This window comes from Halomonas sp. LES1 (assembly GCF_031846005.1).
Lineage (GTDB): Bacteria > Pseudomonadota > Gammaproteobacteria > Pseudomonadales > Halomonadaceae > Halomonas.
The window spans coordinates 498,681-521,994 of sequence record NZ_JAVRGC010000003.1 but is presented as its reverse complement, the minus strand read 5'-3'; the positions used below and the strand labels follow the sequence as shown (position 1 = coordinate 521,994).

20 protein-coding genes are annotated in these 23,314 nt (G+C 61.4%); 17 read left to right on the top strand and 3 right to left on the bottom strand.

Going from position 1 to position 23,314, the window contains the following annotated elements; translation table 11 throughout:
* Nucleotides 1-18 precede the first annotated feature (18 nt).
* Nucleotides 19-363 (top strand): RidA family protein, encoded by a 345-nt coding sequence (locus RM463_RS09785; RefSeq protein ID WP_311429878.1) that lies wholly within the window; start codon nucleotides 19-21, stop codon nucleotides 361-363.
* Between the two features lie 194 nt (nucleotides 364-557).
* Here RM463_RS09785 and RM463_RS09780 read toward each other — a convergent pair whose 3' ends face one another.
* Nucleotides 558-932, bottom strand: a complete 375-nt coding sequence (locus RM463_RS09780) for a histone-like nucleoid-structuring protein, MvaT/MvaU family (protein WP_311429877.1) — start codon at nucleotides 930-932, stop codon at nucleotides 558-560.
* Between the two features lie 201 nt (nucleotides 933-1,133).
* Here RM463_RS09780 and RM463_RS09775 point away from each other — a divergent pair, with 201 nt between their 5' ends.
* The 5 genes from RM463_RS09775 to RM463_RS09755 are packed head-to-tail and all read left to right on the top strand — an operon-like array spanning nucleotide 1,134 to nucleotide 5,973.
* Nucleotides 1,134-1,601 carry a TIGR03757 family integrating conjugative element protein gene (locus RM463_RS09775; protein WP_311429954.1) on the top strand — a complete coding sequence of 156 codons (468 nt, stop codon included), beginning with the start codon at nucleotides 1,134-1,136 and terminating at the stop codon, nucleotides 1,599-1,601.
* A complete protein-coding gene (locus RM463_RS09770; RefSeq protein WP_311429953.1) occupies nucleotides 1,601-2,548 on the top strand; it encodes a TIGR03756 family integrating conjugative element protein in 948 nt (315 codons plus the stop codon). The genes RM463_RS09775 and RM463_RS09770 overlap by 1 nt, the downstream gene beginning before the upstream one ends.
* A 13-nt stretch (nucleotides 2,549-2,561) precedes the next feature.
* Nucleotides 2,562-4,052 carry an integrating conjugative element protein gene (locus RM463_RS09765; RefSeq protein WP_311429876.1) on the top strand — a complete coding sequence of 497 codons (1,491 nt, stop codon included), beginning with the start codon at nucleotides 2,562-2,564 and terminating at the stop codon, nucleotides 4,050-4,052.
* The gene (locus tag RM463_RS09760) at nucleotides 4,049-4,429 is read left to right on the top strand and encodes a hypothetical protein (protein WP_311429875.1); all 381 of its coding nucleotides are present in this window, start codon (nucleotides 4,049-4,051) and stop codon (nucleotides 4,427-4,429) included. Before RM463_RS09765 ends, RM463_RS09760 begins: the two co-directional genes overlap by 4 nt.
* A complete protein-coding gene (locus tag RM463_RS09755; RefSeq protein WP_311429874.1) occupies nucleotides 4,429-5,973 on the top strand; it encodes a conjugal transfer protein TraG N-terminal domain-containing protein in 1,545 nt (514 codons plus the stop codon). The genes RM463_RS09760 and RM463_RS09755 overlap by 1 nt, the downstream gene beginning before the upstream one ends.
* 11 nt (nucleotides 5,974-5,984) lie before the next feature.
* Here RM463_RS09755 and RM463_RS09750 read toward each other — a convergent pair whose 3' ends face one another.
* Together RM463_RS09750 and RM463_RS09745 are read right to left on the bottom strand one after the other, a co-directional pair.
* The gene (locus RM463_RS09750) at nucleotides 5,985-6,380 is read right to left on the bottom strand and encodes a hypothetical protein (RefSeq protein ID WP_311429873.1); all 396 of its coding nucleotides are present in this window, start codon (nucleotides 6,378-6,380) and stop codon (nucleotides 5,985-5,987) included.
* A 230-nt stretch (nucleotides 6,381-6,610) separates the two neighbouring features.
* Nucleotides 6,611-7,378, bottom strand: coding sequence for a UTRA domain-containing protein (locus RM463_RS09745; protein WP_311429952.1), 768 nt, complete (start codon nucleotides 7,376-7,378; stop codon nucleotides 6,611-6,613).
* Between the two features lie 280 nt (nucleotides 7,379-7,658).
* Between RM463_RS09745 and RM463_RS09740 the strand changes: the two genes are divergently transcribed.
* The 11 genes from RM463_RS09740 (at nucleotide 7,659) to RM463_RS09690 (ending at nucleotide 23,313) form a co-directional block, all read left to right on the top strand.
* The gene (locus RM463_RS09740) at nucleotides 7,659-8,738 is read left to right on the top strand and encodes an extracellular solute-binding protein (RefSeq protein WP_311429872.1); all 1,080 of its coding nucleotides are present in this window, start codon (nucleotides 7,659-7,661) and stop codon (nucleotides 8,736-8,738) included.
* Nucleotides 8,739-8,793: 55 nt separating this feature from the next.
* A complete protein-coding gene (locus RM463_RS09735) occupies nucleotides 8,794-9,618 on the top strand; it encodes an alkaline phosphatase family protein (RefSeq protein WP_224420295.1) in 825 nt (274 codons plus the stop codon).
* The gene (locus tag RM463_RS09730) at nucleotides 9,615-10,448 is read left to right on the top strand and encodes an ABC transporter permease subunit (RefSeq protein ID WP_311429871.1); all 834 of its coding nucleotides are present in this window, start codon (nucleotides 9,615-9,617) and stop codon (nucleotides 10,446-10,448) included. Before RM463_RS09735 ends, RM463_RS09730 begins: the two co-directional genes overlap by 4 nt.
* Complete coding sequence (locus RM463_RS09725; protein ID WP_023006927.1) at nucleotides 10,432-11,292, top strand: ABC transporter permease; 861 nt, start codon at nucleotides 10,432-10,434, stop codon at nucleotides 11,290-11,292. The genes RM463_RS09730 and RM463_RS09725 overlap by 17 nt, the downstream gene beginning before the upstream one ends.
* Entirely contained in the window at nucleotides 11,289-12,440 is a 1,152-nt protein-coding gene (locus RM463_RS09720; RefSeq protein WP_311429870.1) for an ABC transporter ATP-binding protein, read from the top strand. The genes RM463_RS09725 and RM463_RS09720 overlap by 4 nt, the downstream gene beginning before the upstream one ends.
* 2 nt (nucleotides 12,441-12,442) lie before the next feature.
* Entirely contained in the window at nucleotides 12,443-13,108 is a 666-nt protein-coding gene (locus RM463_RS09715) for an HAD family hydrolase (protein WP_311429869.1), read from the top strand.
* Between the two features lie 133 nt (nucleotides 13,109-13,241).
* Nucleotides 13,242-16,616: a helicase-related protein gene (locus RM463_RS09710; protein ID WP_311429868.1), complete on the top strand. Its 3,375-nt coding sequence runs from the start codon at nucleotides 13,242-13,244 to the stop codon at nucleotides 16,614-16,616.
* A complete protein-coding gene (locus RM463_RS09705) occupies nucleotides 16,613-17,281 on the top strand; it encodes a DUF4391 domain-containing protein (RefSeq protein WP_311429867.1) in 669 nt (222 codons plus the stop codon). Before RM463_RS09710 ends, RM463_RS09705 begins: the two co-directional genes overlap by 4 nt.
* A gap of 34 nt (nucleotides 17,282-17,315) precedes the next feature.
* Complete coding sequence (locus RM463_RS09700; protein WP_311429866.1) at nucleotides 17,316-19,208, top strand: site-specific DNA-methyltransferase; 1,893 nt, start codon at nucleotides 17,316-17,318, stop codon at nucleotides 19,206-19,208.
* Nucleotides 19,205-20,269 carry a virulence RhuM family protein gene (locus RM463_RS09695; protein ID WP_311429865.1) on the top strand — a complete coding sequence of 355 codons (1,065 nt, stop codon included), beginning with the start codon at nucleotides 19,205-19,207 and terminating at the stop codon, nucleotides 20,267-20,269. Before RM463_RS09700 ends, RM463_RS09695 begins: the two co-directional genes overlap by 4 nt.
* Entirely contained in the window at nucleotides 20,266-23,313 is a 3,048-nt protein-coding gene (locus tag RM463_RS09690) for a DEAD/DEAH box helicase family protein (RefSeq protein WP_311429864.1), read from the top strand. The genes RM463_RS09695 and RM463_RS09690 overlap by 4 nt, the downstream gene beginning before the upstream one ends.
* The last annotated feature ends 1 nt before the right edge of the window (nucleotide 23,314 follow it).

Here is a 23,314-nt window from a genome sequence, read left to right as displayed (position 1 = left end):
CAATCAAAGGAGTTAGTCATGATCAAGCGCAGTATCCCTACCCCAATTATGCATCGTGCAGTTGAAGCCAATGGTTTTGTGTTCTTTGGTGGCATCATCGCAGATGATCTCAGCTTGGATATGGCAGGGCAGACTCAGCAGGTATTGGACAAGCTGGAAAATTATCTTGCTGAAGCCGGAACTAAAAAGGAGTGTATTGTCTCGGCTACTGCTTATGTTTCTGACTTGTCGCTAAAGAAAGGGATGAACGACGTCTGGGTCCAGTGGTTTGGTCCCGAAAACCTGCCTGCCAGAGCGACTTTAGGGGTGGCAGATCTTGGAGAAGACGTGTTGCTAGAATTAGTAGTTACAGCGGCTAATTAATTGTAGCCACATAAACAAAGCGTATTGTTTGCAGCCCATTGCTTCACTAGCTAATTTTTAGATGGAGTAATGGGCTTTGAAGCTTTCTTGTATGTTGATTCTAAGGAGAAATGATATTGGCTTCTAGGCTTGTTTTATAAAAGATGTCTTGTTTAATTTTTTCCATCTAAAAATTCTACTCGTGTTCTCAGTCGTCAGTTCTCCGTCCTCACCAGCCACCCTTCCACGGTCTCGGCACCGTACTCCTCCTTCCACGCCTTCAGCGTCTTCTGGTTGCCGCCGCGGGTCTCGACGACTTCGCCAGTGTTCGGGTTCTTGTAGATCTTCAGCTTGCGCTTGGCGCGGCCGGTGCTCTTGGTGCTGCTTGAGCTCTTGTCAGCAGTTGGCGTTGGATCCAGAAGCTTGATGACGTCAGCGGCTGACTTGTCGAACTCGCGCATCAGGTCTTCGAGGTGGTTCTTGAAATCCAGCTCGGTCTTCAGGCGGTCGTCGTTCTTCAGCCTGTCGAGCTCTTCCTGGAGCTGCTTGAGCTGCTGTTCCTTCTGCATGTAGGTGTTGAGAATGGACATGAACTTCCTCGTGGTGGGTGAGTGTTGGGGAATATTATGGTGGTGGTTAGGGAATGATTCAATGTTTCTTGTCATTTAAAATGATGAGTTGGGTTGCGATATTGATAACCCGATGGGGTGGCCTTTGGTGACGACCCCAGAAAACATCTCTCAACGGAATTAACATTTCTTGCTGTCTCTCTGGATGTACCTGGCAATGCTATGCCAGTTCCTTGTTCTATTGGAGTGGCACGCATGGAGAGACACCACCCACGCCGCTGGCTGGCTGCCTTTAGCCTATCTGCCTGCCTGGTAGGCCCCGTACTCGCTGAGCCAGCCATCGAAGTCTTTACCACCGCCGGAGAGCCGGTGATCAATGTGCCGTCTGGTGCAGCGGTCATCGAACTCGATGTGCCTGGACGACTGGATGCCCTGCTGTCTCAGCAGTTGCCCGCAGATCCTGACGTTGCTGCAGCCTTGATGCGCGAGCGCATGACCACGCCCGCGTGGCAGGAAACTGCTGACCGCTATGCCGATAGCTATCTCGGGCTGGCCAGGGCCTGGCAGCTGGGTGTCGAGAAAGTGCCCGCCGTGGTGATCGATGGTCGCCATGTGATTTACGGCCAGCCGGACGTCGCGCAGGCATTGAACGAAGCCGATCGCCTGCTGAGTCAGGAGAGCCGCCCATGATGCGCTACAGGACCTTGGGCGCTCTGTTGATTGGCGCTGTGCTGAGCCTGGGCGTAATTGAGAGGCCCGCCCAGGCGCTAACAACACCAGAGATTGTGGCGTCGTCGATTTCTACTCAATGCCTGGACTATCAGGTCATCGGTATCTGCGTCTGGCTCAACTGTTCCTGGTCAGGCTGCTCGATCCGCACCTCGGTGCAGGTGCGCCATTACATCCCCGAGTTGGTGGTCTCCAGCTACGAGAACACCGGCGACAATCCCTGGTGGGAGGTGGCCACCCTCTCGCCACCATTGGGTGAGGCCTTGGCCGGCGGACAGAGCACCTCGGATGCCAACCGGGCTCGGCACGAGCACCTGCGCTTCAAGAACGTGGACGCCATCGGACACCCGGCCGGCGGTGTCTTCAGCAGCTTTGCCAGCGCCTTCGGCATGTCGTGCGCTGGGGCAGCGACACCCTTCCAGCCCTACCACCTCTCGACCCTGGACGCCCTGGCGTGGCGCAGCGCGATTCCCGAGTCGCTCTACCCGGAGGCTCTCACGCCCGGCATGCGTGAGCTGGGCCAGCCCGGCGACCTGTGGGGCAATATCTATCCGCGCAGCGGTTTCCTGACCCAGGTGCACGACTACAAGACCGCGGCGACCACTGCCCAGCGCTCTGCCGACATCGTCACTCGCACGGGGCAGCCTCACGTCTACACGCCGCTGGTGGCCTCCAGCCGCGACGGCTACTGGCCGCCCGGACCGGTCAAGGAGGGTGACCCCTCTTCGCATCGCTGGCAGCGCCTGACGCCCAGCATGAGCAAATCCTGTCGGGTGTGGCCGGACCGCGGCGTCACCGACACCTACGCCGACCGCCTGGACACCGGCGGTGACTACGCCTGGTCGCTGTGGCGCCCCTATCGCTGTTGCCAGCGTCGCGGGCAGACCCTGCTGTATGCAGTCCCCTGAAGGAGAGAAGCCGATGAAAGGAATTCGTATGCGACGCTTCGCCCTTGCGCCGCTGGCCGGTGCCCTGGTGGTGGGGCTGCTGTCTACCCATGCTGCCCAGGCTCAGGCGCAATCCGCCGATGCCCTTTACTACCAGATCGGCGGCGCCTCGCCTTTTAGCGTCTCCGCCGGACGGGGCTACAACCCCAACAGCCGTGGAATCGGCATTAGCTGGAACATGAATGCCACCTGCGGCAACTTCGATATCGGCGCTACGGTCTCCAACCAGCTCAACGGCATCACCAACGGCTTCCAGAACCTGATGGGGACGGTGGTTCAGAACGCCCAGAGTGCGGTGGCCTCGTTGCCTGCCATGGTCATCCAGCGGGCCAACCCGGGTCTCTATGACCTGCTAAGCAACGGCGTGCTGCAGGGGCGGGTGGACTTCGACCGCGCCTCCATGTCCTGCCGCCAGATGTCCGAGCGCATGGCCGACATGGTCACCGGGCAGGGGTGGCAGCAGATGGCCGCGGCCGAGAGCTGGCAGAGCGCGGCGCAGTCCAACGCCGACGTGGTCTCGGCCCAGGAGCAGGTCGACCAGTCTGGCGGCAACCAGGGCGTGACCTGGGTGGGTGGCCAGCGTCGCGGAGGCAGCGGCCAGGAGCCGATTCGGGTGGTCGAGGACACTGCACGCGCTGGCTACAACCTGCTGCATGGGCGTACCGATACCACCAGCACCGCCCCCATCCCGGGTGGCGGAGGCGGCTGGGGGTCGGTGGCCACCAACGAAGGCAGCTGGATCGGCGGCGGCGGGTTAGCCGGCACTTCCGGTGGGAGCGGTGGTGGCTCGGGGTCAGGCAGCGGGACGGGAGGAAGCTGTCTGGGCGGCATGTGTACGGTCTGGCAGAGCCCTGAGGAGGCCGCCGAGTGGACCCAGACGGTGATCGGTGAACAGTCGATTCGTACCTGCGACGGCTGCGAGCGCAGCGAGACCCAGGCCGGCAGTGGCCTGGTCCGCGAGCTGGAGCGTGAGCAGCAGGAGGTCTACGGGCTGCTGCAGGGGCTGGTCGACGGCAGCGAGCCGCTGACCCCGGAGAACCTGCGCCAGGTATCCGCCGGGGACGGCCTGACCGTCTCCCGTGGGGTGATCGAGTCGCTGCGCAGCGACCCCGAGGCCTCGCTGCTGATCCATCGCCTGAGCGGTGAGATGGCCCTGGCCAGAACCCTGACCAAGGCGCTGTGGGCGCGCCGGCTGCTGCTGGCCGGCAGCAGCGACCCGGGCATCGCCGACAACGAGCAGGGCGTGACGGCGCTGGATCGCAAGCTGGTGGCTCTGGATCGGGATATCGAGTCGCTGCGTTCCGAGATGGAGATCCGCCAGGCGCTGGGCAACAGCGCTGCCGGCATCGCCCTGGAGCGGGCCGCCCGGCGCAGCCAGGGCGCCTCGCAGGGCGAGACCTTCCGTCCGGATGCGGCCCTGGACGGCCGCGGACGCCCTGCCGGCGAGGAGGGCGGGGACGAATGACGCCACGCGCTTTCTCCTGGATGAATCCGGCCCGCTGGCCGTCGCTGCTGGTCGCCATGGCCGTGCTGGTCGTCATGTTCCTGCTGAGCGGCGCCATTCTCGCCGTCAGCGTGCGGCTGCTGGGTGGGCTCGAGGCCCACCATAGCGCCTGGCAGGCCGCCTGGCCGTGGCTGCTGGCCTGGCGGCTGAGCCTCTACGCCGCGCTGGTCCTGGTCTGGTGGCGCAAGGTGCGCCCCCGGGCGGTGGCGCGACTGCGCCGAGACCGCGACGACGGCCGACAGGCGCTCGCCAAGCTCCGGCGGCTCGAGGTGATGGCCCTGGGCATCCTGGGCCTTATCGAGGTCACCAACCTGATCAACCGGCTGGGAGGTGCCTGATGGGAGGCCTGCTCACCGCGCCGCTGGTGGTGTTCGACTACTTCTCGAACGCCATGACGCTACTCGGCTGGATCATCAACAACGCCATCTGGAACGTCATGGTCGGTACCGGCATCGCCGCGGTGCCGTTCATTACCCTGGTGCTCTCCGAATGGTTCAAGGCCCGCCAGGAGGGCGACGAGGCCGGGACCAAGGGCATCTTGACGGTCAACCGCATCGAGACCCGGCTCTACGCCATGATCCTGGCCTACGCCTTCACCTGCTTGCCGCTGCTGCAGGTCCAGCTGGCCACCGCCGATATCGACGAGAGCCGTTCGCTGGAGTGCGGGACCCGCCAGTTCGCCTCCGGCGGCTGGTCCGAGGGGGCGTTTGGAGCCACCGAGAATTCTATTGGAGGCCAGCAGGCCAGGATGCCGCTGTGGTGGGCGGGGGTGCATGCGGTATCCCACGGGGTCACAGCGGCGGCCGTTCATGCTATTCCCTGCTCGACGGACTTCGAGTCCATCCGCATGGAGCTGGACCTGCACAGCATCGAAGACCCGGGGCTGCAACAGGAGGTGGGAGAGTTCCAGCGCCAGTGCTTCGGCCCTGCGCGAAACCGGCTGCTGCAGGAGGGCGGCACCATCGAGGCGACCCGGGCCATGGACGTGGACTGGATCGGCTCGAACTACTTCCAGACCACGCCCGGTTACTACGACAGCTTCTACGCCGGGCGGCCCATCGCCGGCTTCCCGTTCAATGCCGACCGGGACGTCTCCCGGCCCAACACCGGCCCGGGGATGCCGGGCTATCCCTCCTGCCAGGAGTGGTGGTCAGCCGAGAGCGTTGGCTTGAGGGCCCGGTTGCATGATGAGGTGAGCACGGGGTTCTGGGATGACTTCCGCAGCGTCTTCACCGGCAGTGACGCCGAGGACTACGTGATACGGCGCCTGGTTAGCCCCCGCTCGGGTGCGGCCAGCGGCAACCTGGATCAGGCGGTGGTGGGGTTTCGAGGATTGGATGGTGGCAATAACTTCTGGGATGCCACCGTCACCGCCGGCTCGGCCATTGGCGGCACCCTGTCGATCCTGCCCTTCCAGGCCGGCATGGATATGCTCAAGCAGGCGCTGCCCATGGTGCAGGGCATCCTGGTGATGGCCATCATCATCTGCCTGCCCTTCGTGATGGTCATCTCCAGCTACAGCTTCAAGGTCGCCGGCATGGCTACCTTCGGGCTCTTCGCCATGTGGTTCCTGACCTTCTGGTGGGAGCTCGCCCGCTGGATCAACGCCAACCTGGTGGATCTGCTCTACCGCAGCGACGCCGCCAAGCTGAGCTGGCTCTCCGCCGCCAATAACCTCTATGACCGCATGGTGCTGCAGTTCGTGGAGGGGATGATGTTTCTGGTGCTGCCGGGGCTCTGGGTTGGTGTGCTCGGTTGGGCAGGCATGCGGATAGGTGGTGCCCTCAGCAGCGGCATTCAGCAGGGAGGAGGAAACGCTCAGAGTGCTGGTAGCTCTGGCGGGCAGAAACTGCAGGCGAAGGGCTCTGGCGGCAGACTCTGACGTTCAGAGCCTCAGTCATCGACCCTGAGCCCTCCAGAGTAGTACCCGAACCCATCAGGACCGTCCTGCCAGCCTTCCGCATATGGATCTGAGGCGGCAGTGGATGCCGGCACGTCTGTGCTCGAAGCCGTGGAAGCAGCGATGCCGGCAGCTAAGGTGACTGTGCCAGCGGTAACTTTACCGGCTCGCCTAGCGATGCGCCGCCACCCTTCCTGGGTGGTGGCCGTTTGGGCGGTGGACTTGGCCACGCCAGTGGCGGAGTCGCGCAGCAGGCGCAGCGAGTCTGCCGTGCTCGCCTGGGTATGCCAGCCATCGGACCAGCCTTCCTGCTGCCCACCGTCGAGAGCCTTCCGAGCTGCCTGGCGGCCAGCACTGGCGGCTTGTGTCAGCAGTGATTTCAGTGCCATGGGGCCTCCCTCCCTGGGTACATCAGCCTTTTAGCATAGATGCTTGCCGGGCGAGCCTCCACCGGGCGGAGCTCACAAAAGTGCGAGGGCAAAGGGTGAAAAGCCCAAAGGCCAGAAGGGAAGGGGGCTCAAGGGGAAGGGGCTTGCCCTGAAAGGGTTCAGTGAAACCATCGGAGGTTCAGGCGGCTGGCTGATGGGACCCGCCCCGCTGAAACGGAAAAGCGAGGCTGTTAACCACCATTCTGCGGTGCCGCCGATAGCGTGAGCTCGATGGCATCGTGCCGCCAGAGCTCATCATCGCAATCGATGGCCCGCCCGTTCTGGTCGTAGTTGATGCGCGTCACACGCTGAGCGGGGCCGCCTGCTGCGGCGCGTAGAGCATCAGCGGCGCGCTCATCCAGCACCGTGGAGCAGAGCTCGAAGCTCACGCGACTGACGCGGATCCCGTAGTGGCTACGATAGAGCTCGGTCAGCGAACGGGTCTCGAGGTCGTGGTCCAGAATCCCCGGGAAGCAATCCGTACGCAGGTGGTGCTCCACATACAGTACGGGGCGGCCATCGACGTGACGGGCTCTGACGATATGGTAGACCGGTGTGCCCTCCATGATCCCCAGGCGGGTAGCGATTCTGGCAGACGCTTGGCGCCGGGTTGCCTCCAGTACGTAAGTGTCTGCCCGGCGCTGCTGAGACTCCACCATCTCCCGGAAAGGCAGGCAGGCGAGCAGGTCATAGCGCAGGCGTGGTGGCGAGATGAACCAACCACGACGACTCTCTCGATAGATACACCCTTCAGCTTCCAGCTGCGTCAGCGCTTCTCGCAGGGTAATGCGGGTAGTACCGAAGCTCGCCATCATCTGCCGTTCCGATGGTAGCCGCGCTCCGTGACCGACGGCCTTGTCGGCCAGCATGTCGAGCAGCGCATGGCGCAGTCGATTCGCCGGTGGCGTCAGGCTGGGTGGATGGTGGCTAGGTGCTGACGTCGGAGAGGGCGGTGGCATCGTGGTCAAGGGTGTCTCGTATCTGGTCTAGTTCAGTTGTCGTTCCGTTATAAACGGCATGCTGCGTGTCAGCCTAGCGAAACTTCCATGTCGTCACGATGACAGCAGTTTCATGGAATACCAACGATGCCAATGTGTGTCGAGAATGGCGGCAGGCAATCCATTTGCCATGTTACCGACACGCCACTGTCACCTTGTCGGCCTAGTGTGCCTCCTGTCACCCGCTTCTGAACTAGACCAGATGGCGGTTTCACCCTGACCACTGCCATGGAGCCACACCGTGAATCCGACACGTTCGACGCTGCTTCGCCTCACTCTGACCGCCGCCCTGGGCACCACGCTGTTCGCCGGCCAGGCGCAGGCCTCCACCGACCTGTCAGATCTGATTGCTGCCGCCCAGGAGGAGGGCCGTGTCGACAGTGTCGGCATGCCGGATACCTGGGCCAACTGGAAGGACACCTGGGCGGATCTCAAGGAGCATTACGGCCTGGAGCACATGGATACGGACATGAGCTCCGCCGAGGAGATCGCCAAATTCAAGGCGGAAGGCGAGAACGCGACCGCCGATATCGGTGACGTCGGCATCAGCTTCGGCCCGATCGCCGTGACGGAGGGCGTCACCCAGCCCTACAAGCCGACCACCTGGGACGAGATTCCGGACTGGGCCAAGGACGAAGACGGCCACTGGATGCTCGGCTATACCGGCACGATCGCCTTCATGACCAACAAGCAGCTGGTACCGGAAGAGGAGCGTCCGCGCAGCTTCGCCGATCTGGTCGAGGGGGAGTACAGCGTGTCATTAGGCGCCGTGGGCCAGGCGGCTCAGGCCAACAGCTCCGTGCTGGCGGCGGCTTTTGCCAACGGTGGCGATGAAGCCGATCTGTCCCCGGGGCTGGAGCTATTCGCCGAGCTGGCACGCCAAGGGCGTCTTTCTCTGGCGGATCCCAGCATCGCCAACCTCGAGAAAGGCGAGGTCGAGGTAGCCCTGCTGTGGGACTTCAACGCCCTCAACTATCGCGACCAGATCGATCGTGACGCCTTCGAGGTGATGATCCCCTCCGATGCCTCGGTCACCTCCGGCTATGCCACCATCATCAACAAGCATGCCCCGCACTCCAACGCCGCCAAGCTGGCACGCGAGTTTATCCTTTCCGATGAGGGCCAGTTCAACCTGGCAGAGGGCTATGCCCGGCCGATCCGCGCCCAGCACCTGACTCTCCCCGAGGAGATCGCCGCCAAGCTGCTGCCCAACGAGCAATACGCCAATGCCCGGCCGGTGGAGGATTTCGAGGCCTGGGAACAGAGTGCCCGCCAGCTGCCGCGCCAGTGGCAGTCCCAGGTACTGATGCACCAGCAGTAACCCTTCCGCTTTCTCATCAATTGCCGCTTCCCCGTGAGGCGGCAAGGAGGTTTGCATGTCTCATCGCGTCATCCTCGTGGTGCTAGATGGCCTCAACCATGCCGTGGGGCAGCACGCCATGGGCCACCTGCATGCCCTGTGTGAGGCGGGCCGTGGCAGCTATCACACGCTGGATTGTGAACTGCCCGCCATGTCGCGTCCGCTCTATGAGTGCCTGCTGACGGGGGACCGCCCGGTGGACTCCGGTGTGGTGCATAACCAGGTGGTGCGCCGTTCCACCGGCACCAGCCTGTTCGATCTGGCGGTTCGCCAGGGGCGACGGACCGCCGCGGCGGCCTATCACTGGGTCAGCGAACTCTATCTGGAAGCCCCCTTCGTGCCGGCACGCCATCGTTTCCATCAGGATCCCGAGAGTGCCATTCAGGCCGGGCTGTTTTACTGGCAGGATCACTATCCCGACGATCACCTCTTCAGTGATGCCGAGGCGCTACGCCGTCTGAGCGACCCTGATTTCCTGCTGGTGCACAGCATGAATGTCGATGATGCCGGCCACCGTCATGGCGGGGAGTCGCCCCAGTACCGCAACGCCGCGCGGCGAGCCGATATCGCCCTGGCCGATTACCTGCCGGCCTGGCTGGCCGAGGGTTACCAGGTCATGGTGACCGCCGACCATGGGATGAATGCCGACGGCTCTCACTCGGGCCTGCTGGAAGAGGAGCGCCGAGTGCCTCTGTGGCTGTTCGGCGAGGCGTTTGCCCATGACGCAGCGATCACCCTCCAGCAGCCGCGGCTGTGCGGCACGCTTGCCAGCCTGCTGGGCCTGCAACACGACAAGCCCTCTCATCCCGAGCTGTTGGTTGAGGGGAGGGACGCGTCGTGAAGCGCCTGCTGCCTGCCTGGCTGTGGCTGATGCCTTTCGCGCTGGTCTTCGTCGCCTTCCAGATGGCGCCTCTGGGCTGGATCGCCGTCAGCGCCTTCCAGGTCGAGGGAAGCTGGGGGCTGGGGCACTTTCAGGAGATCGCCACATCGCCCTTCTTTCGCCAGGCGATCTGGCGCAGTATCGAGATCTCCCTGGTCTCCAGTCTGCTGGGACTCATCATCGCCGTTCTGGCGTGCCACAGCCTGACCCGAACCAATGGCCCGCTGCGTCGCTGGATGATCGCCTTCACCAACATGACCAGCAACTTTGCCGGGGTGCCGCTGGCCTTCGCGTTCATCATCCTGATGGGGGCCAACGGGGTACTGACCCTGGCCCTGCAGCGTGTGGGGCTGATCGATGACTTCTCGCTCTACTCACGCACCGGCCTGATCGTCATCTACACCTGGTTCCAGATTCCGCTGGGCATGCTGTTACTGTTTCCTGCCTTCGCGGGGCTGCGCGCCGACTGGCGTGACGCTGCCAGCCTGCTGGGCGCCGGGCGAGTCGCCTACTGGTGCCACATCGGCCTGCCGGTGCTCCGGCCGGCGCTGGCGGGGACCTTCACGATCCTGATCGCCAATGCCATGGGCGCCTATGCCACCGTCTACGCCCTGGTCAACACCAGCTACAACCTCATGACCATCCGTATCGCCAACCTGGTGTCGGGCGACCTGTTCCTGCAGCCCAACCTGGCCAGCGCCCTGGCGCTGATCCTGGTGGGCCTGCTGGCCATGGTCACCCTGATTCAGCAGTGGCTGTTACGCAGGAGCCATCATGTCGCAGAACGCTGATCTCACCCTGTCGCGGCCCAAGGCACCGGCCTTGCCGACGCTTCGCTTACCGCGCCCATCTATTCATGCCCTGGTGGTGGGGGGCGTCTTTACCCTGCTGGCACTGCCTCTGGTGGCGACGCTGGGGTATGCGCTGGCCACTAGCTGGGGCGCCACGCTGCTGCCGGACGGGCTGACCCTAAAGTGGTTTCTGGAGCTGTGGAGCACGCCGCGTTTCCAGCTGGCGTTCGCTCGCTCCATGCTGGTGACCCTCGGAGCTCTCGTGCTGAGCCTGGTACTGGTCGTGCCGGTGGCCTTCCTGGCGCATACCCGCTATCCGCGGCTGGATGCCTGGATGAACGGGCTGGTGCTGGTGCCCTTTGCCGTACCGCCGGTGGTCTCCTCGGTAGGTCTGCTGCAGCTTTATGCCGGTGGCCCGCTGCCGCTGGTGGGCTCCCCTTGGATCCTGATCTTCACCTACGTGACGATCGCGCTTCCCTTCGTCTATCGGGCCGTCGCCAACAGTCTGCGGACCATCGATGTGAGGTCATTGATGGACGCCGCTCAGCTGCTTGGCGCGACGCCGTTCAGGGCCTTCTTCCTGGTGATCCTGCCCAATATCCGCATCGGTGTTCAGGTCGCCGTCTTCCTCTCCTTCTCCTTCCTGGTGGGCGAGTTCGTCTTCGCCAACATGCTGGTGGGTACCCGCTTCGAGACCCTGCAGGTCTATCTCAACAACATGCGTGGGGCCAGCGGCCACTTCACCAGCGCGCTGGTGATCACGCTCTTCCTGTTCACCCTGTTGCTGACCTGGCTGGGGAATCGCCAGTCCGGCCACGCCATCGCCAAGGATGCCAACGCATGACAACCTTGACCGCTGCTCCCTATGCCCGCGACCACCTCCCGACGCTCGATCGCCGCGACACCGTGGCCGAGGTGGCGACAAGGCAGCAGGGCACCACAGCCACTGCGTCGCCTGACTATCTGCGCCTCGAGAGCCTGGCCAAGCGTTTCGGCGAGACTCAGGTGTTTTCCCAGATCGATGCCGAGATCGCCAAGGGCGAGTTCGTCACGCTGCTGGGCCCCTCCGGCTGCGGGAAGTCGACCCTGCTGAGGGCCATCGCCGGTCTGAACACGCTCGATGAAGGACGCATCATGGTGGGTGGCGAGGAGATTACGTCACTCCCTCCCCAGCAGCGCGGCGTCGGCATGGTGTTCCAGCACTATGCGCTGTTCCCCAATATGCGGGTCACCGACAACGTCGCCTTCGGGCTTCGCATGCAGAAGGTGCCCCAGGAGGAGCGCGGCCGCCGCGTGGACGAGGTGCTGCGCCTGGTCGAGCTGCGCGAGCATGCCGACAAGTTTCCGCATCAACTCTCTGGCGGGCAGTGCCAGCGGGTGGCACTGGCTCGCGCGCTGGTCGTGGAGCCCCGTATCTTGCTGATGGATGAGCCGCTGTCGGCGCTGGATGCACGCATCCGCCGTCACCTGCGTCAGCAGCTGCGCGACATTCAGAAGACGCTGGGCCTGACGACGCTGTTCGTGACCCACGATCAGGAAGAGGCGCTGATGATGTCCGACCGCATCTTCCTGATGCATGACGGACGTATCCTGCAGCAAGGGGATGCCGAAGCACTGTACACACGGCCCCGCAGCCATCAGGCCGCTGGCTTCATGGGGCACTACAACGTGCTGGCGGGGGAGCAGGCGCATGCGCTGCTCGGCACAGTGAGCAGGGCGGCGCTCGTGGCGTTGAGGCCCGAGGCCATCTACCTGCAGCCGGTGTCAGAGGCCTCGCCAGGCGGTGAAGTTCCAACTCACGCAGGCCCTGGCTGCCGAGGCGTGATCCGCCGTCGTCAGCTGCTGGGCAACATCGTACGCTATGCGGTGGAGTGTGCCGGGATTGAGCTCTCTGTCGATGCCCTCAACCGAGGCAGCCGCCATCTGCTGGCCGAGGAGAGCGAGGTGCTGGTGTTTGTCGACCTCGATGAGGTTCAGGAGCTTGAGGAGTGAGTATGTCTTGCAGGGCAATGCGCCTGGCGCTGTTCGATCTGGATGACACCCTGCTCGACGGGGATATCACCGGGTACTGGAACGAGTGGTTGATCGAACAGCGCTGGATCCCGGATGCCGCCGAGTATCGCAGCACCTGGGATCTTCATATGGCCGACTACGCGGCAGACACCCTGGATATGGAGGCGCATCTGGCCTTTCTTCTCGCTCCCTTGGCAGGACGCGAGGTCCAGGAAGTGGCCGAGCAGGTCGAGGTCTTCCTGGATAGTCGCATCATGCCGCGGCTGTTCCCGGGAGGCCTGGCGCAGGTGGCTTGGCATCGCGAGCAGGGGCATACCACCGTCGTCATCTCCGCCTCGACCGCCCAGCTGGTGGTGCCGCTCGCCAGCCGTTTAGGCTGCGATGCGGCACTGGCAACGCAGCTCGAGGAGCAAGCCGGGCGCTATACCGGGCAGGCTCGCGGTACCCGCACCTTCAAGGAAGGCAAGCTTCACGCACTCCGGGAGTGGCTGGGGGAGACGCAGCCGGCGGAAACCTGGGGCTACTCCGATTCACGAAACGACCTGCCGCTTCTCGAAGCAGTGGAGAGACCGCACGCCATCCATCCGGACCCGGTGCTCGCCGGTATCGCGCGTGAGCGGGGCTGGGCGATGCCCTCGTGGCGGTGAGGCTACCGCTCGACGTTTATCCACGCTTCTTGTAGCAATCCCCAGCGTTCACCCCACTTAGCTGTTGATATAAGCTGAGTGCAGAGAAACGAGACCGCCCTCAGGCGGCCGGGGAACTGCAGGGAGCCGCACCATGGAGATCATCGATAACGTCAGCCGGCTACTCGGCGACGATCTGAAAGACACCCTGCGGCCCGGCGCCCGGCTCAAGATCGCGGCCTCCTGCTTCTCGATTTTCGCCTACGAGGCGCTGAAGGAGGAGCTGGAGGCGTTGGACTCGGTCGAGTTCATCTTCACCTCGCCCACCTTCGTCCCGGACCAGGCCAGCGATAAGTTCCGCAAGGAGCACCGCGAGTTCCACATCCCCAAGGCGGAGCGCGAGCGAAGCGTCCACGGCAGCGAGTTCGAGATCCAGCTCAAGAACAAGCTGACCCAGCGGGCCATTGCTCGTGAGTGCGCCGACTGGATGCGCCGCAAGGCCCGCTTTCGCTCCAACCGTGGCCAGGCGGCCATGCAGCCCTTTGCCGGCGTTGCAGCCACAGGCGGCGATACGGTCTATATGCCCCTGCAGGGCTTCACGGCGGTGGATCTGGGCTACCAGCAGGGCAATGCGGTCTCCAATTTCGTCACCCGCTTCAGCGAGCCGGGCCACACCTCTCAGTTCATGGCCCTCTTCGACCAGCTGTGGCAGGACGAAGAGAAGCTCGAGGATGTCACCGAACGGCTGCGCGAGCATATCGCCTCGGTCTACCGGGAGAACCCGCCGGAGCGGATCTACTTCCTAATGCTCTACCACATCTTCCACGAGTTCCTGGAAGACATCAGCGAGGATGTGCTGCCCAACGACCGCACCGGCTACCAGGACAGCGTCATCTGGCAGAAGCTGTTCAACTTCCAGCGTGACGCGGCCACCGGCGTCATCAACAAGCTGGAGGCCTACAACGGCTGTATCCTGGCCGACAGCGTAGGGCTCGGGAAGACCTTTACCGCCCTGGCGGTCATCAAGTACTACGAGCTGCGTAACCGCTCCGTGCTGGTACTGTGCCCGAAGAAGCTCGCCGACAACTGGCTGACCTACAACCGCAACCTGACCACCAACGTGCTGGCCCAGGACCGCCTGAACTATGACGTGCTCTGCCATACCGACCTGCAGCGCACCCGCGGCGAATCCTTCGGCATGCCGTTGGATCGCGTCAACTGGGGCAACTATGACCTGGTGGTGATCGACGAGTCACACAACTTCCGCAACAACGACGTCTACAAGGACCGCGAGACGCGCTACCAGAAGCTGATGAATCAGGTGATCCGTGCCGGGGTGAAGACCAAGGTGCTGATGCTCTCCGCCACGCCTGTCAATAATCGCTTCACCGACCTGAAGAACCAGCTGGCCTTGGCCTACGAGGGCGAGGCCGAGAACCTGACTCGCCATCTCAGCGGCGCCAAGGACATCGAGGGCACCTTCCGCCGCGCCCAGGCCACCTTCAACGAGTGGTCGGCCCTCCCGCCGGAGAAGCGCACCACGGGCGCCATCCTGCAGGCGCTGGATTTCGATTTCTTCGAGCTGCTAGACAGCGTCACCATCGCCCGTTCACGTCGGCATATCGAAACCTTCTACGACACCAGCGATATCGGCAGCTTCCCGGAGCGCCGCAAGCCGCTCTCGTTTCACTGTCCGCTCACTAACCGAACCGATGTGATCGGCTTCAACGAGATCTTCCAGCAGCTCTCCCAGCTCAAGCTCTCCGTCTACGCCCCGATCAGCTACATCCTGCCCAGCCGCCTCAAGAAGTACGAGGAGATGTACGACACCGAAGTGTCCAGTGGGGGCGGTAGCTTCAAGCAGGTGGACCGGGAGAAGAGCCTTCAGGCCCTGATGACGACCAACCTGCTCAAGCGCCTGGAGAGCTCGGTGGCGGCGTTTCGCCTGACCCTGGAAGGACTGAGGGATAGCTACCAGTCCATCTTGGATAAAATCGGGGCCTTCAAGAAGACTGGGCGTTCGGAGAGCTTCGCGGATATCACCGCGTCCTTCGAAGACGCCGACCCCGACGACGACAGCATTCCCATGCCGGGCGATACCACGGTGGGCAAGAAGGTCCAGATCAGCCTGGAGGACATGGACCTGCCGTCCTGGGAGCATGATCTGAGCACCGACCTGGTGTGGATCGAGCTGCTGCTGGAGGAAATGGCCAAGGTCACGCCGTCCGACGATGCCAAGCTGCAGCACCTCAAGACGCAGATCGCCAGCAAGTTGGCCTCGCCGATCAACCCAGGCAACCGCAAGGTGATGATCTTCACCGCCTTCGCGGATACCGCCAAGTACCTCTACGACAATCTGGCGCCTGCCCTGCTGGAGAGCCAAGGAGTGCACACCGGCCTGGTGACCGGCAGCGACGTCCCGAAATCCACCATCGGCGCCATGCCTGGCAGCCGCCAGCACTACGACTTCCAGGGCCTGCTGACGCTGTTCGCCCCGCAGGCCAAGAGCAAGGCCATGGTGTACCCCAATGAATCCCGCGAGCTGGACATCCTGATCGGGACCGACTGCATCTCGGAAGGCCAGAACCTGCAGGACTGCGACTACCTGATCAACTACGACATCCACTGGAACCCGGTGCGCATCATCCAGCGCTTCGGGCGCATCGACCGCATCGGCTCGCCCAACGTCAGCATCCAGCTGGTCAACTACTGGCCGGACATCAGCCTGGACGAGTACATCAACCTCAAGGAGCGCGTCGAGAACCGCATGGTGATCGCCGACGTCACCGCCACCGGCGACGATAACGTCCTCAATGCCCAGTCCAACGACGTCGCCTACCGGCGCGAGCAGCTGCGCCGGCTGCAGGATGAAGTGGTGGAGATGGAAGACCTCAAGTCCGGCGTGTCGATCACCGACCTGGGCCTTAATGAATTCCGTATGGACCTGCTGGGCTACATGAAGGAGAACGGCGACCTGAGCCGTATCCCCAACGGCCTGCATACCGTGGTGCCGGCCCGGCCCGAGAAGGGCCTGCAGCCCGGGGTCATCTTCACCCTGCGCAATCTCAATCAGCGGGTAGGTCACCAAGGCAGTGGCCTGCAGCAGTCGAACCGCCTGCACCCCTTCTACCTGGTCTATATCAGCCATACCGGCGAAGTGATCAGCGACTACACCGAGGTTAAGCGCCTGCTCGACCTGGCTCGCACCGCATGCAAGGGACTGAGCGAGCCCGTCGAGGCCGTCTATCGCCCCTTCAACGAGGAAACCCACGATGGCCGAGAGATGCACGCCTATTCGGCGCTGCTGGATCAGGCCATTCGCTCGATGATCGAGGTGAAGGAGGACAAGGACATCGACAGCCTGTTCAGCGGCGGCGAGACCACGGCGCTGGTCGATACCATCGAAGGGCTAAACGACTTCGAGCTGATCACCTTCGTCGTCATTCGTGACGCGGGCTCGACCATAAACACAGGCTCGGGCACGGAGCGCCATGCGGTCAGCAGGGAAATCGAGAGTAAAGCACCATGACGGTACCGCTCTACCAGTACCCTGCCAAGGCGCTGCTCGGTCGAGTGGTGGCCAAGCAGCGCATCCTGGCGCACGTGAGGGCCACCGCCACCCTCAGGGAACGCCTGCGGGATGAGGTCGGCCAGATCACCTGGCATGCCAAGCTCGCCCATAGCACGCTCAACCTGCCAGGCACCGACGAGGTGCCGGAGCTGCAGGTCTTCGTGATCACCCTCAAGGGCGAGGACCTGCACCGAGACGTGCTGCGGGCCATCGACCGCGCCATTCCCTTTCCGATCCTGTTCGAGCTCCACGGCGCCCGCGGCATCCGTGTCACCGCCGCCTACAAGCGGCCCAGCCAGGCCGACCCCAGCAAATGGGTGCTGGATGACCACTACGCCAGCAGCGACTGGCTGCCGGCCGAGACGCCTCGGCTGCCGCTGCCCACGGCCATCGACCTGAAGCAGCTCTACCAGCAACTGCTGCGCAGCTTGCTTCCCGCACCGGCGCGTCAGGGCGAAGCCTTACCGGATCAGCTGGAGCGCTTGAGGGCCCTGGAAGCCCTCAAGAAAGACGCGGCTGCCCTCGAGAAGCGCCTGCGCAACACGAAACAGTTCAACCGCAAGGTCGAGATCAACGCCGAATTGCGCTCGATCCGCGAGAAAATTGCCGACTATGACACCTGATCACGACCACCGAGGTCCGGAGACACGCGACACCATGGACAAGCTGAAGATGCACTCGCCCAACCTGACCGAGGACAGTATCGCCAAGCTGGCCGAGCTGTTCCCAAGCTGCGTCACCGAAGTGCGGGATGAACAGGGGCGGATGAAACAAGCCATCGACTTCGACCAGCTGCGCCAGGAGCTCTGCGATCATATCGTCGACGGGCCAAAGGAGCGCTACCACCTCAACTGGCCCGGTAAGCGGGAAGCCCTGCTGGCGGCCAACGCGCCGATTGCTAAGACGCTGCGTCCGTGCCGGGAAGAGAGCGTGGACTTCGATACCACCAAGAATCTTTTTATTGAGGGGGATAACCTTGAAGCCCTGAAACTTCTTCAGGAAACTTACTTGGGCAAGGTCAAGCTGATTTATATCGATCCGCCCTACAACACAGGGCGTGAATTTATCTATGACGATGACTATCGCGAGTCCTTTGAAGACTATCTAGATTCATCAGGGCAGCGCGATGATCAAGGTAGTCGATTAGTTGCCAATACCGAGTCCAACGGCCGGTTCCACTCGGACTGGCTGTCCATGATGTACCCGCGGCTGCGGCTGGCAAAGAACCTTTTATGTGATAATGGCGTGATCTTCATTTCCATTGATGATCATGAGGTAGACAACCTTAGAAAGTTGTGTGATGAAGTTTTTGGCGGTGAGAATTTTATTGCACAAATCATCTGGCAAAAGGTTTACGCACCGAAGAATTCAGCTTACTGGTTCTCAGAGGACCACGACTATATTCTAGTCTATGCCAAAGATAGGGTCTCATGGAGGCCAAACAAGCTGCCGAGAACGGCAGAGATGGAAGCGCGTTACAAAAACCCAGACAGCGACCCACGTGGCCCGTGGAAAGCTGAGAACATGTCTGCAAGGAATCGCTATGATGCAGGCATCTATCCAATTACGTGTCCTTCGGGGAGAGTTATTGACGGGCCGCCCAGAGGGGCCTACTGGCGTTATAGTGAGAAGAAATTCAAAGAGCTGAAGGAAGACAATAGAATCTGGTGGGGTGAAGATGGAAATAATAGCCCGGCGGTAAAACGCTTTTTGAATGAAGTTTCTTCTGGCCGAACACCTCAAACAATCTGGCCTTACAAAGAAGTGGGGCACACTCAGGATGCCAAAAAAACGCTATTGAAGTATGTTGATTTCCAAGAGACGGAAAATGTCCTCAACTCGGTCAAGCCAGTTGAGCTGATACAGAGGATATTGCAGCTATCCACATCGCCAGATGGTGGCGATATTGTGCTTGACTTCTTTAGTGGAAGCGCATCGACAGCCCATGCAGTGCTAAAGCAAAATTATGACGATGGGGGAGCCCGCCGCTTTATCGGAGTGCAAATTCCCGAGCCGCTTCCCAAGCCTGAGCCCGAGCTTGGCTCAATCTTTGAAATGGGGGCTATGCGTATTAAAAACTACGCTAAAGAGCTCTCATCAGAAGTAGATAACCAGAAGGCAAGCTCTCTTGATCTTGGCTTTCGCGTCATGAAGATTGACTCGTCAAATATGCGCGATATCCACTATTCGCCGGACGCACTTAGCCAGGACCTGATCTCGGAGAATATCGATAATATCCGTGAGGGCCGGAGTTCAGAAGACCTGCTCTTCCAGGTCCTGCTTGACTGGGGCGTAGACCTGTCGCTTCCCATCTCCCGCCAGGAGCTTGATGGAAAAACCGTCTTCTTTGTCGATGGAGACGAGAAGCATATGGCCCTGGCCGCCTGCTTCGACCTCGATATCGACGAGGTATTCGTCAAGCAGCTCGCCGAATACGAGCCGCTGCGCGTGGTATTCCGCGATGCCGGCTTTGCCAGCGACAGCGTCAAGATCAACGTCGAGCAGATCTTCGCCCAGAAGTCGCCCAACACCGAGGTGAAGGTGCTATGAGCCAGGATAAGCGCCCACAAGAAGGTAGCCAACTGATTCGCAACAGCACGGCGGAGTTTCTCATCTTCACTGGGCAGAGTGGTGAGCAAAGCATCGAGGCCCGCTACGAGGATGGCACCATCTGGCTCTCGCAGAAGCTTATCGGCGAGCTCTTTGATGTCACCAAATCGACCATCAGCGAGCATCTCAAGAATATTTATGCCGACGGTGAGCTCGACCGAGAGGCAACTGTTAGGAAATTCCGAACAGTTCAGCAGGAAGGTCAGCGCGAGGTCTCCCGTTCGGTGGAGCACTACAACCTGGATGCCATCATTTCTGTAGGCTATCGAGTCAATTCGATCCGCGCCACGCAGTTCCGACAGTGGGCAACTCAGGTGCTCAAAAAGTTCGCTGTGAGGGGCTATGTCATTGACAAGCAGCGGATGGAGAACGGCAGCTTTCTGGGAGCAGACTACTTCGAGCACCTGCTGGCCGAGATTCGCGAGATCCGGCTCAGTGAGCGCCGTTTCTATCAAAAGATCACCGATATCTATGCGACCAGCGTGGATTACAATTCCGCAGCGCCTACCACCAAAGAGTTCTTTGCCAAAGTACAGAACAAGCTCCACTTCGCCATCCACGGCCATACTGCTGCCGAGCTGATCAAGGCCAGGGCGGATAGCAGCAAACCTCATATGGGGCTTACATCGTGGGGCAACGCTCCAGATGGGAAGGTTGTCAAAACGGATGTGGCTGTTGCCAAGAATTACCTGACGCAGCAGGAGCTGGAGTCGCTGGGTCGAATCGTCAACGCCTATTTGGACCTTGCTGAAGAACGCGCTCGCCGTGAGATCCCCATGACCATGGAGGATTGGGCCAAGCGCCTGGATATGTTCCTGGAGTTCGATGATCGCGAGGTGCTTCAGGATAGCGGCAAGGTAACCGCAAAACTCGCCAAGGCATTTGCGGAAAGCGAATTTGAGAAGTTCCGTATTCTGCAGGATCGCCTATTCGAAAGCGATTTTGACCGCATTCTCAAGGGCGGTGATACGGAACAAGGCGGGGAGGATGAAACATCATGAAGCTCAAGTTCAAGACTCAGGAGTACCAGACGCGGGCTGTCGAGGCGCTGGTGGACTGCTTTGCTGGCCAGCCCTTCAGTAGCGGTATCCGCTACCGCATCGATCCGGGCGAGGCCGCGCCCCTGGCGCAGCCGATGCAGCGGGATATGTATGCTTCGCCAGACCCTGACGACGCCGGCTTCAAGAACGCTGCGCTGGAGCTGTCTGAGGTTGAGATTCTAAGCAATATCAAGGCGGTGCAGCGTCGCCAGAATCTGCCGCTCTCTGATGGCCTGAAGAAGGATGACAAGACCGGCTGCTCGATCAATCTAGACGTGGAGATGGAGACCGGCACCGGCAAGACCTACGTCTACCTGAAGAGCATGTTCGAGCTGAAGCAGCGCTACGGCTGGAGCAAGTTCATCGTGGTGGTACCCAGCATCGCCATCCGCGAGGGGGTCTACAAATCGCTGCAGATAACCGCCGACCACTTCCTGGAGAGCTACGGGGAGAAGGCGCGCTTCTTTATCTACAACTCGAAGCAGCTGCACAATGTAGAGAATTTTTCCTCGGATGCCGGCATTAGTGTGATGGTCATCAATGTTCAGGCTTTCAATTCTCGCAGTGCCGATAACCTCCGCATCTATGATGAGCTGGATGACTTTCAGTCGCGGCGACCGATCGATGTCATCAAGGCTAACCGACCTATTGTGATCGTCGATGAGCCCCAGAAAATGGGGACCGATACTGCATTGAAGTCATTGGGAAAATTCAACCCGCTTTTCATCGCGCGCTACTCAGCCACCCACAAGACGACCTACAACAAGATCCACCGCCTTGATGCCCTGGACGCCTACAACCAGAAGCTGGTGAAGAAGATCTCGGTGCATGGTGTCACCACCAAGGGCCTCACCGGCACCGATGCCTACCTCTACCTGGAAAATATCGAGACGGCGAAGAACAAGCCTCCTGTGGCCTGGGTCGAGTACGAGGAGAAGTCGGTCAGCGGCGTGAAGCGCAAGCGCCGCAAGCTGGGCAAGGGCGACAACCTGCATGAGTTGTCGGATGGGCTGGACCAGTACAAGGGCTTCGTCGTCTCGGATATTGATGCCAGGATCGATCAGCTCAGCTTCACCAACGGCGTCGAGCTCACCGCTGGAGAGGTCACCGTCGATGTCACCGAGAAGGCGCTGCGCCAGATCCAGATCCGCGAGGCGGTCAAGGCCCATTTCAAGAAGGAGCAGCTGCTATTCTCCCAGGGGGTCAAGGTGCTCACACTGTTCTTCATCGATGAGGTGGCCAAATACCGCCAGTACGATGAGAGCGGTGAGGTGCTGGGTGAGTACGCCCGGATCTTCGAGGAAGAGTACAACCACCAGCTCAACCAGGTGCTGACCCTGGAGGACAGCGAGTACAACCGCTACCTGAAGGGCATCAGCGCCTCGGACACCCACAATGGCTACTTCTCCATCGACAAGAAGTCCAAGCGCCTCGTCGACCCCAAGACCAAGGCTCGCTCGACCGAGACGGACGATGTCGATGCCTACGACCTGATCTTGAAGGACAAGGAGCGCCTGCTCTCCTTCGATGAGCCCACGCGCTTCATCTTCTCCCACTCCGCACTGCGTGAGGGCTGGGACAACCCCAACGTGTTCGTCATCTGCACGCTGAAGCACAGCGACAACACCATCTCCCGGCGCCAGGAGGTCGGGCGTGGCCTGCGCCTGGCGGTCAATCAGCTGGGGGACCGCATGGACGATCCCATGACGGTGCACGACATCAACGAGCTGACGGTGGTCGCCAGCGAGAGTTACAAGGATTTTGTCACCGCCTTGCAGCGCGATATCAGCAATGACCTCTCCGAGCGCCCGCGGGTCGCCGATGAGGCCTACTTCACCGGCAAGCTGCTCGTGTCGGAGGAGGGTGAGGTTGAGGTCACGCCCGCCATGGCCAAGGAGATCTACCGCTACCTGCTCAAGCACGACTACACGGATAACGCCGACCACATCACCGAGGCTTACCACCAAGCCAAGGAGGACGGCACCCTGGCCGAGCTGCCGGAGGCGCTGCAGCCCCATGCACAGCAGGTCTTCCAGCTGATCGACAGCGTCTTCAGCAACGCCCAGCTGCCGCACATCGAGGACGGCCGCAAGGCCAAGCTGAACCCGCTCAACGACAACTTCCACAAGAAGGAATTTCAAGAGCTCTGGGAGCGCATCAACCGCAAGGCGGCCTACTCGGTCAGCTTCGACTCGAACGAGCTGATCAAGAAATGCGTGGGCTATCTGGAACTGAAGCTCAGCGTGAAGCGCCTGGAGTATCAGGTGGAGCGTGGTACGCAGAAGGCCGAAGCCAGTTACCAGGACATGACTAGCGGGCAGGCCTTCACCGTCAACGAGAGCGAGCGGGTCAAGCATGATGGCTCGCTTCACTCGGCGGTCCAGTACGACCTGATCGGCCGCCTGGCCGAGGCCACGCAGCTGACGCGGCGTACCGTGGCGGCGATTCTCTCCAAGGTTCAGCCGAAGACCTTCAAGCAGTACCAGATGAACCCCGAGGACTTCATGGCCCAGGCTGCCAGGCTGATCAACGAGCAGAAGGCCAGCATGGTAGTCGAGCACATCAGCTACGACCCCATCAACGAGCAGCACAGCCGGGAAATCTTCACCATCGAGAAGCCTGAGAACCAGCTGAATCGAGCCTACAAGGCCAACCGCCACGTCTACGACTACGTGGTGACCGATTCCAAGATCGAGCAGGACTTCGTCGAAGAACTCGACACTGGCAAGGAGGTGGTGGTCTACGCCAAGCTGCCGAAGAGCTTCTTCATCCCGACGCCGGTGGGCAACTACAACCCCGACTGGGCCATCGCCTTCAACGAGAATGATGTCAAACACGTCTACTTCGTGGCCGAGACCAAGGGCAGTATGTCATCGCTGGAGCTGCGTGAAATCGAGCAGGCCAAGATCAAGTGCGCCACGGAATTCTTCGACACCATCGCTACGGCGAAGGTGAAGTATGACGTTGTGGACTCGTATGATAAGTTGATGAATTTGGTGAGGTAGC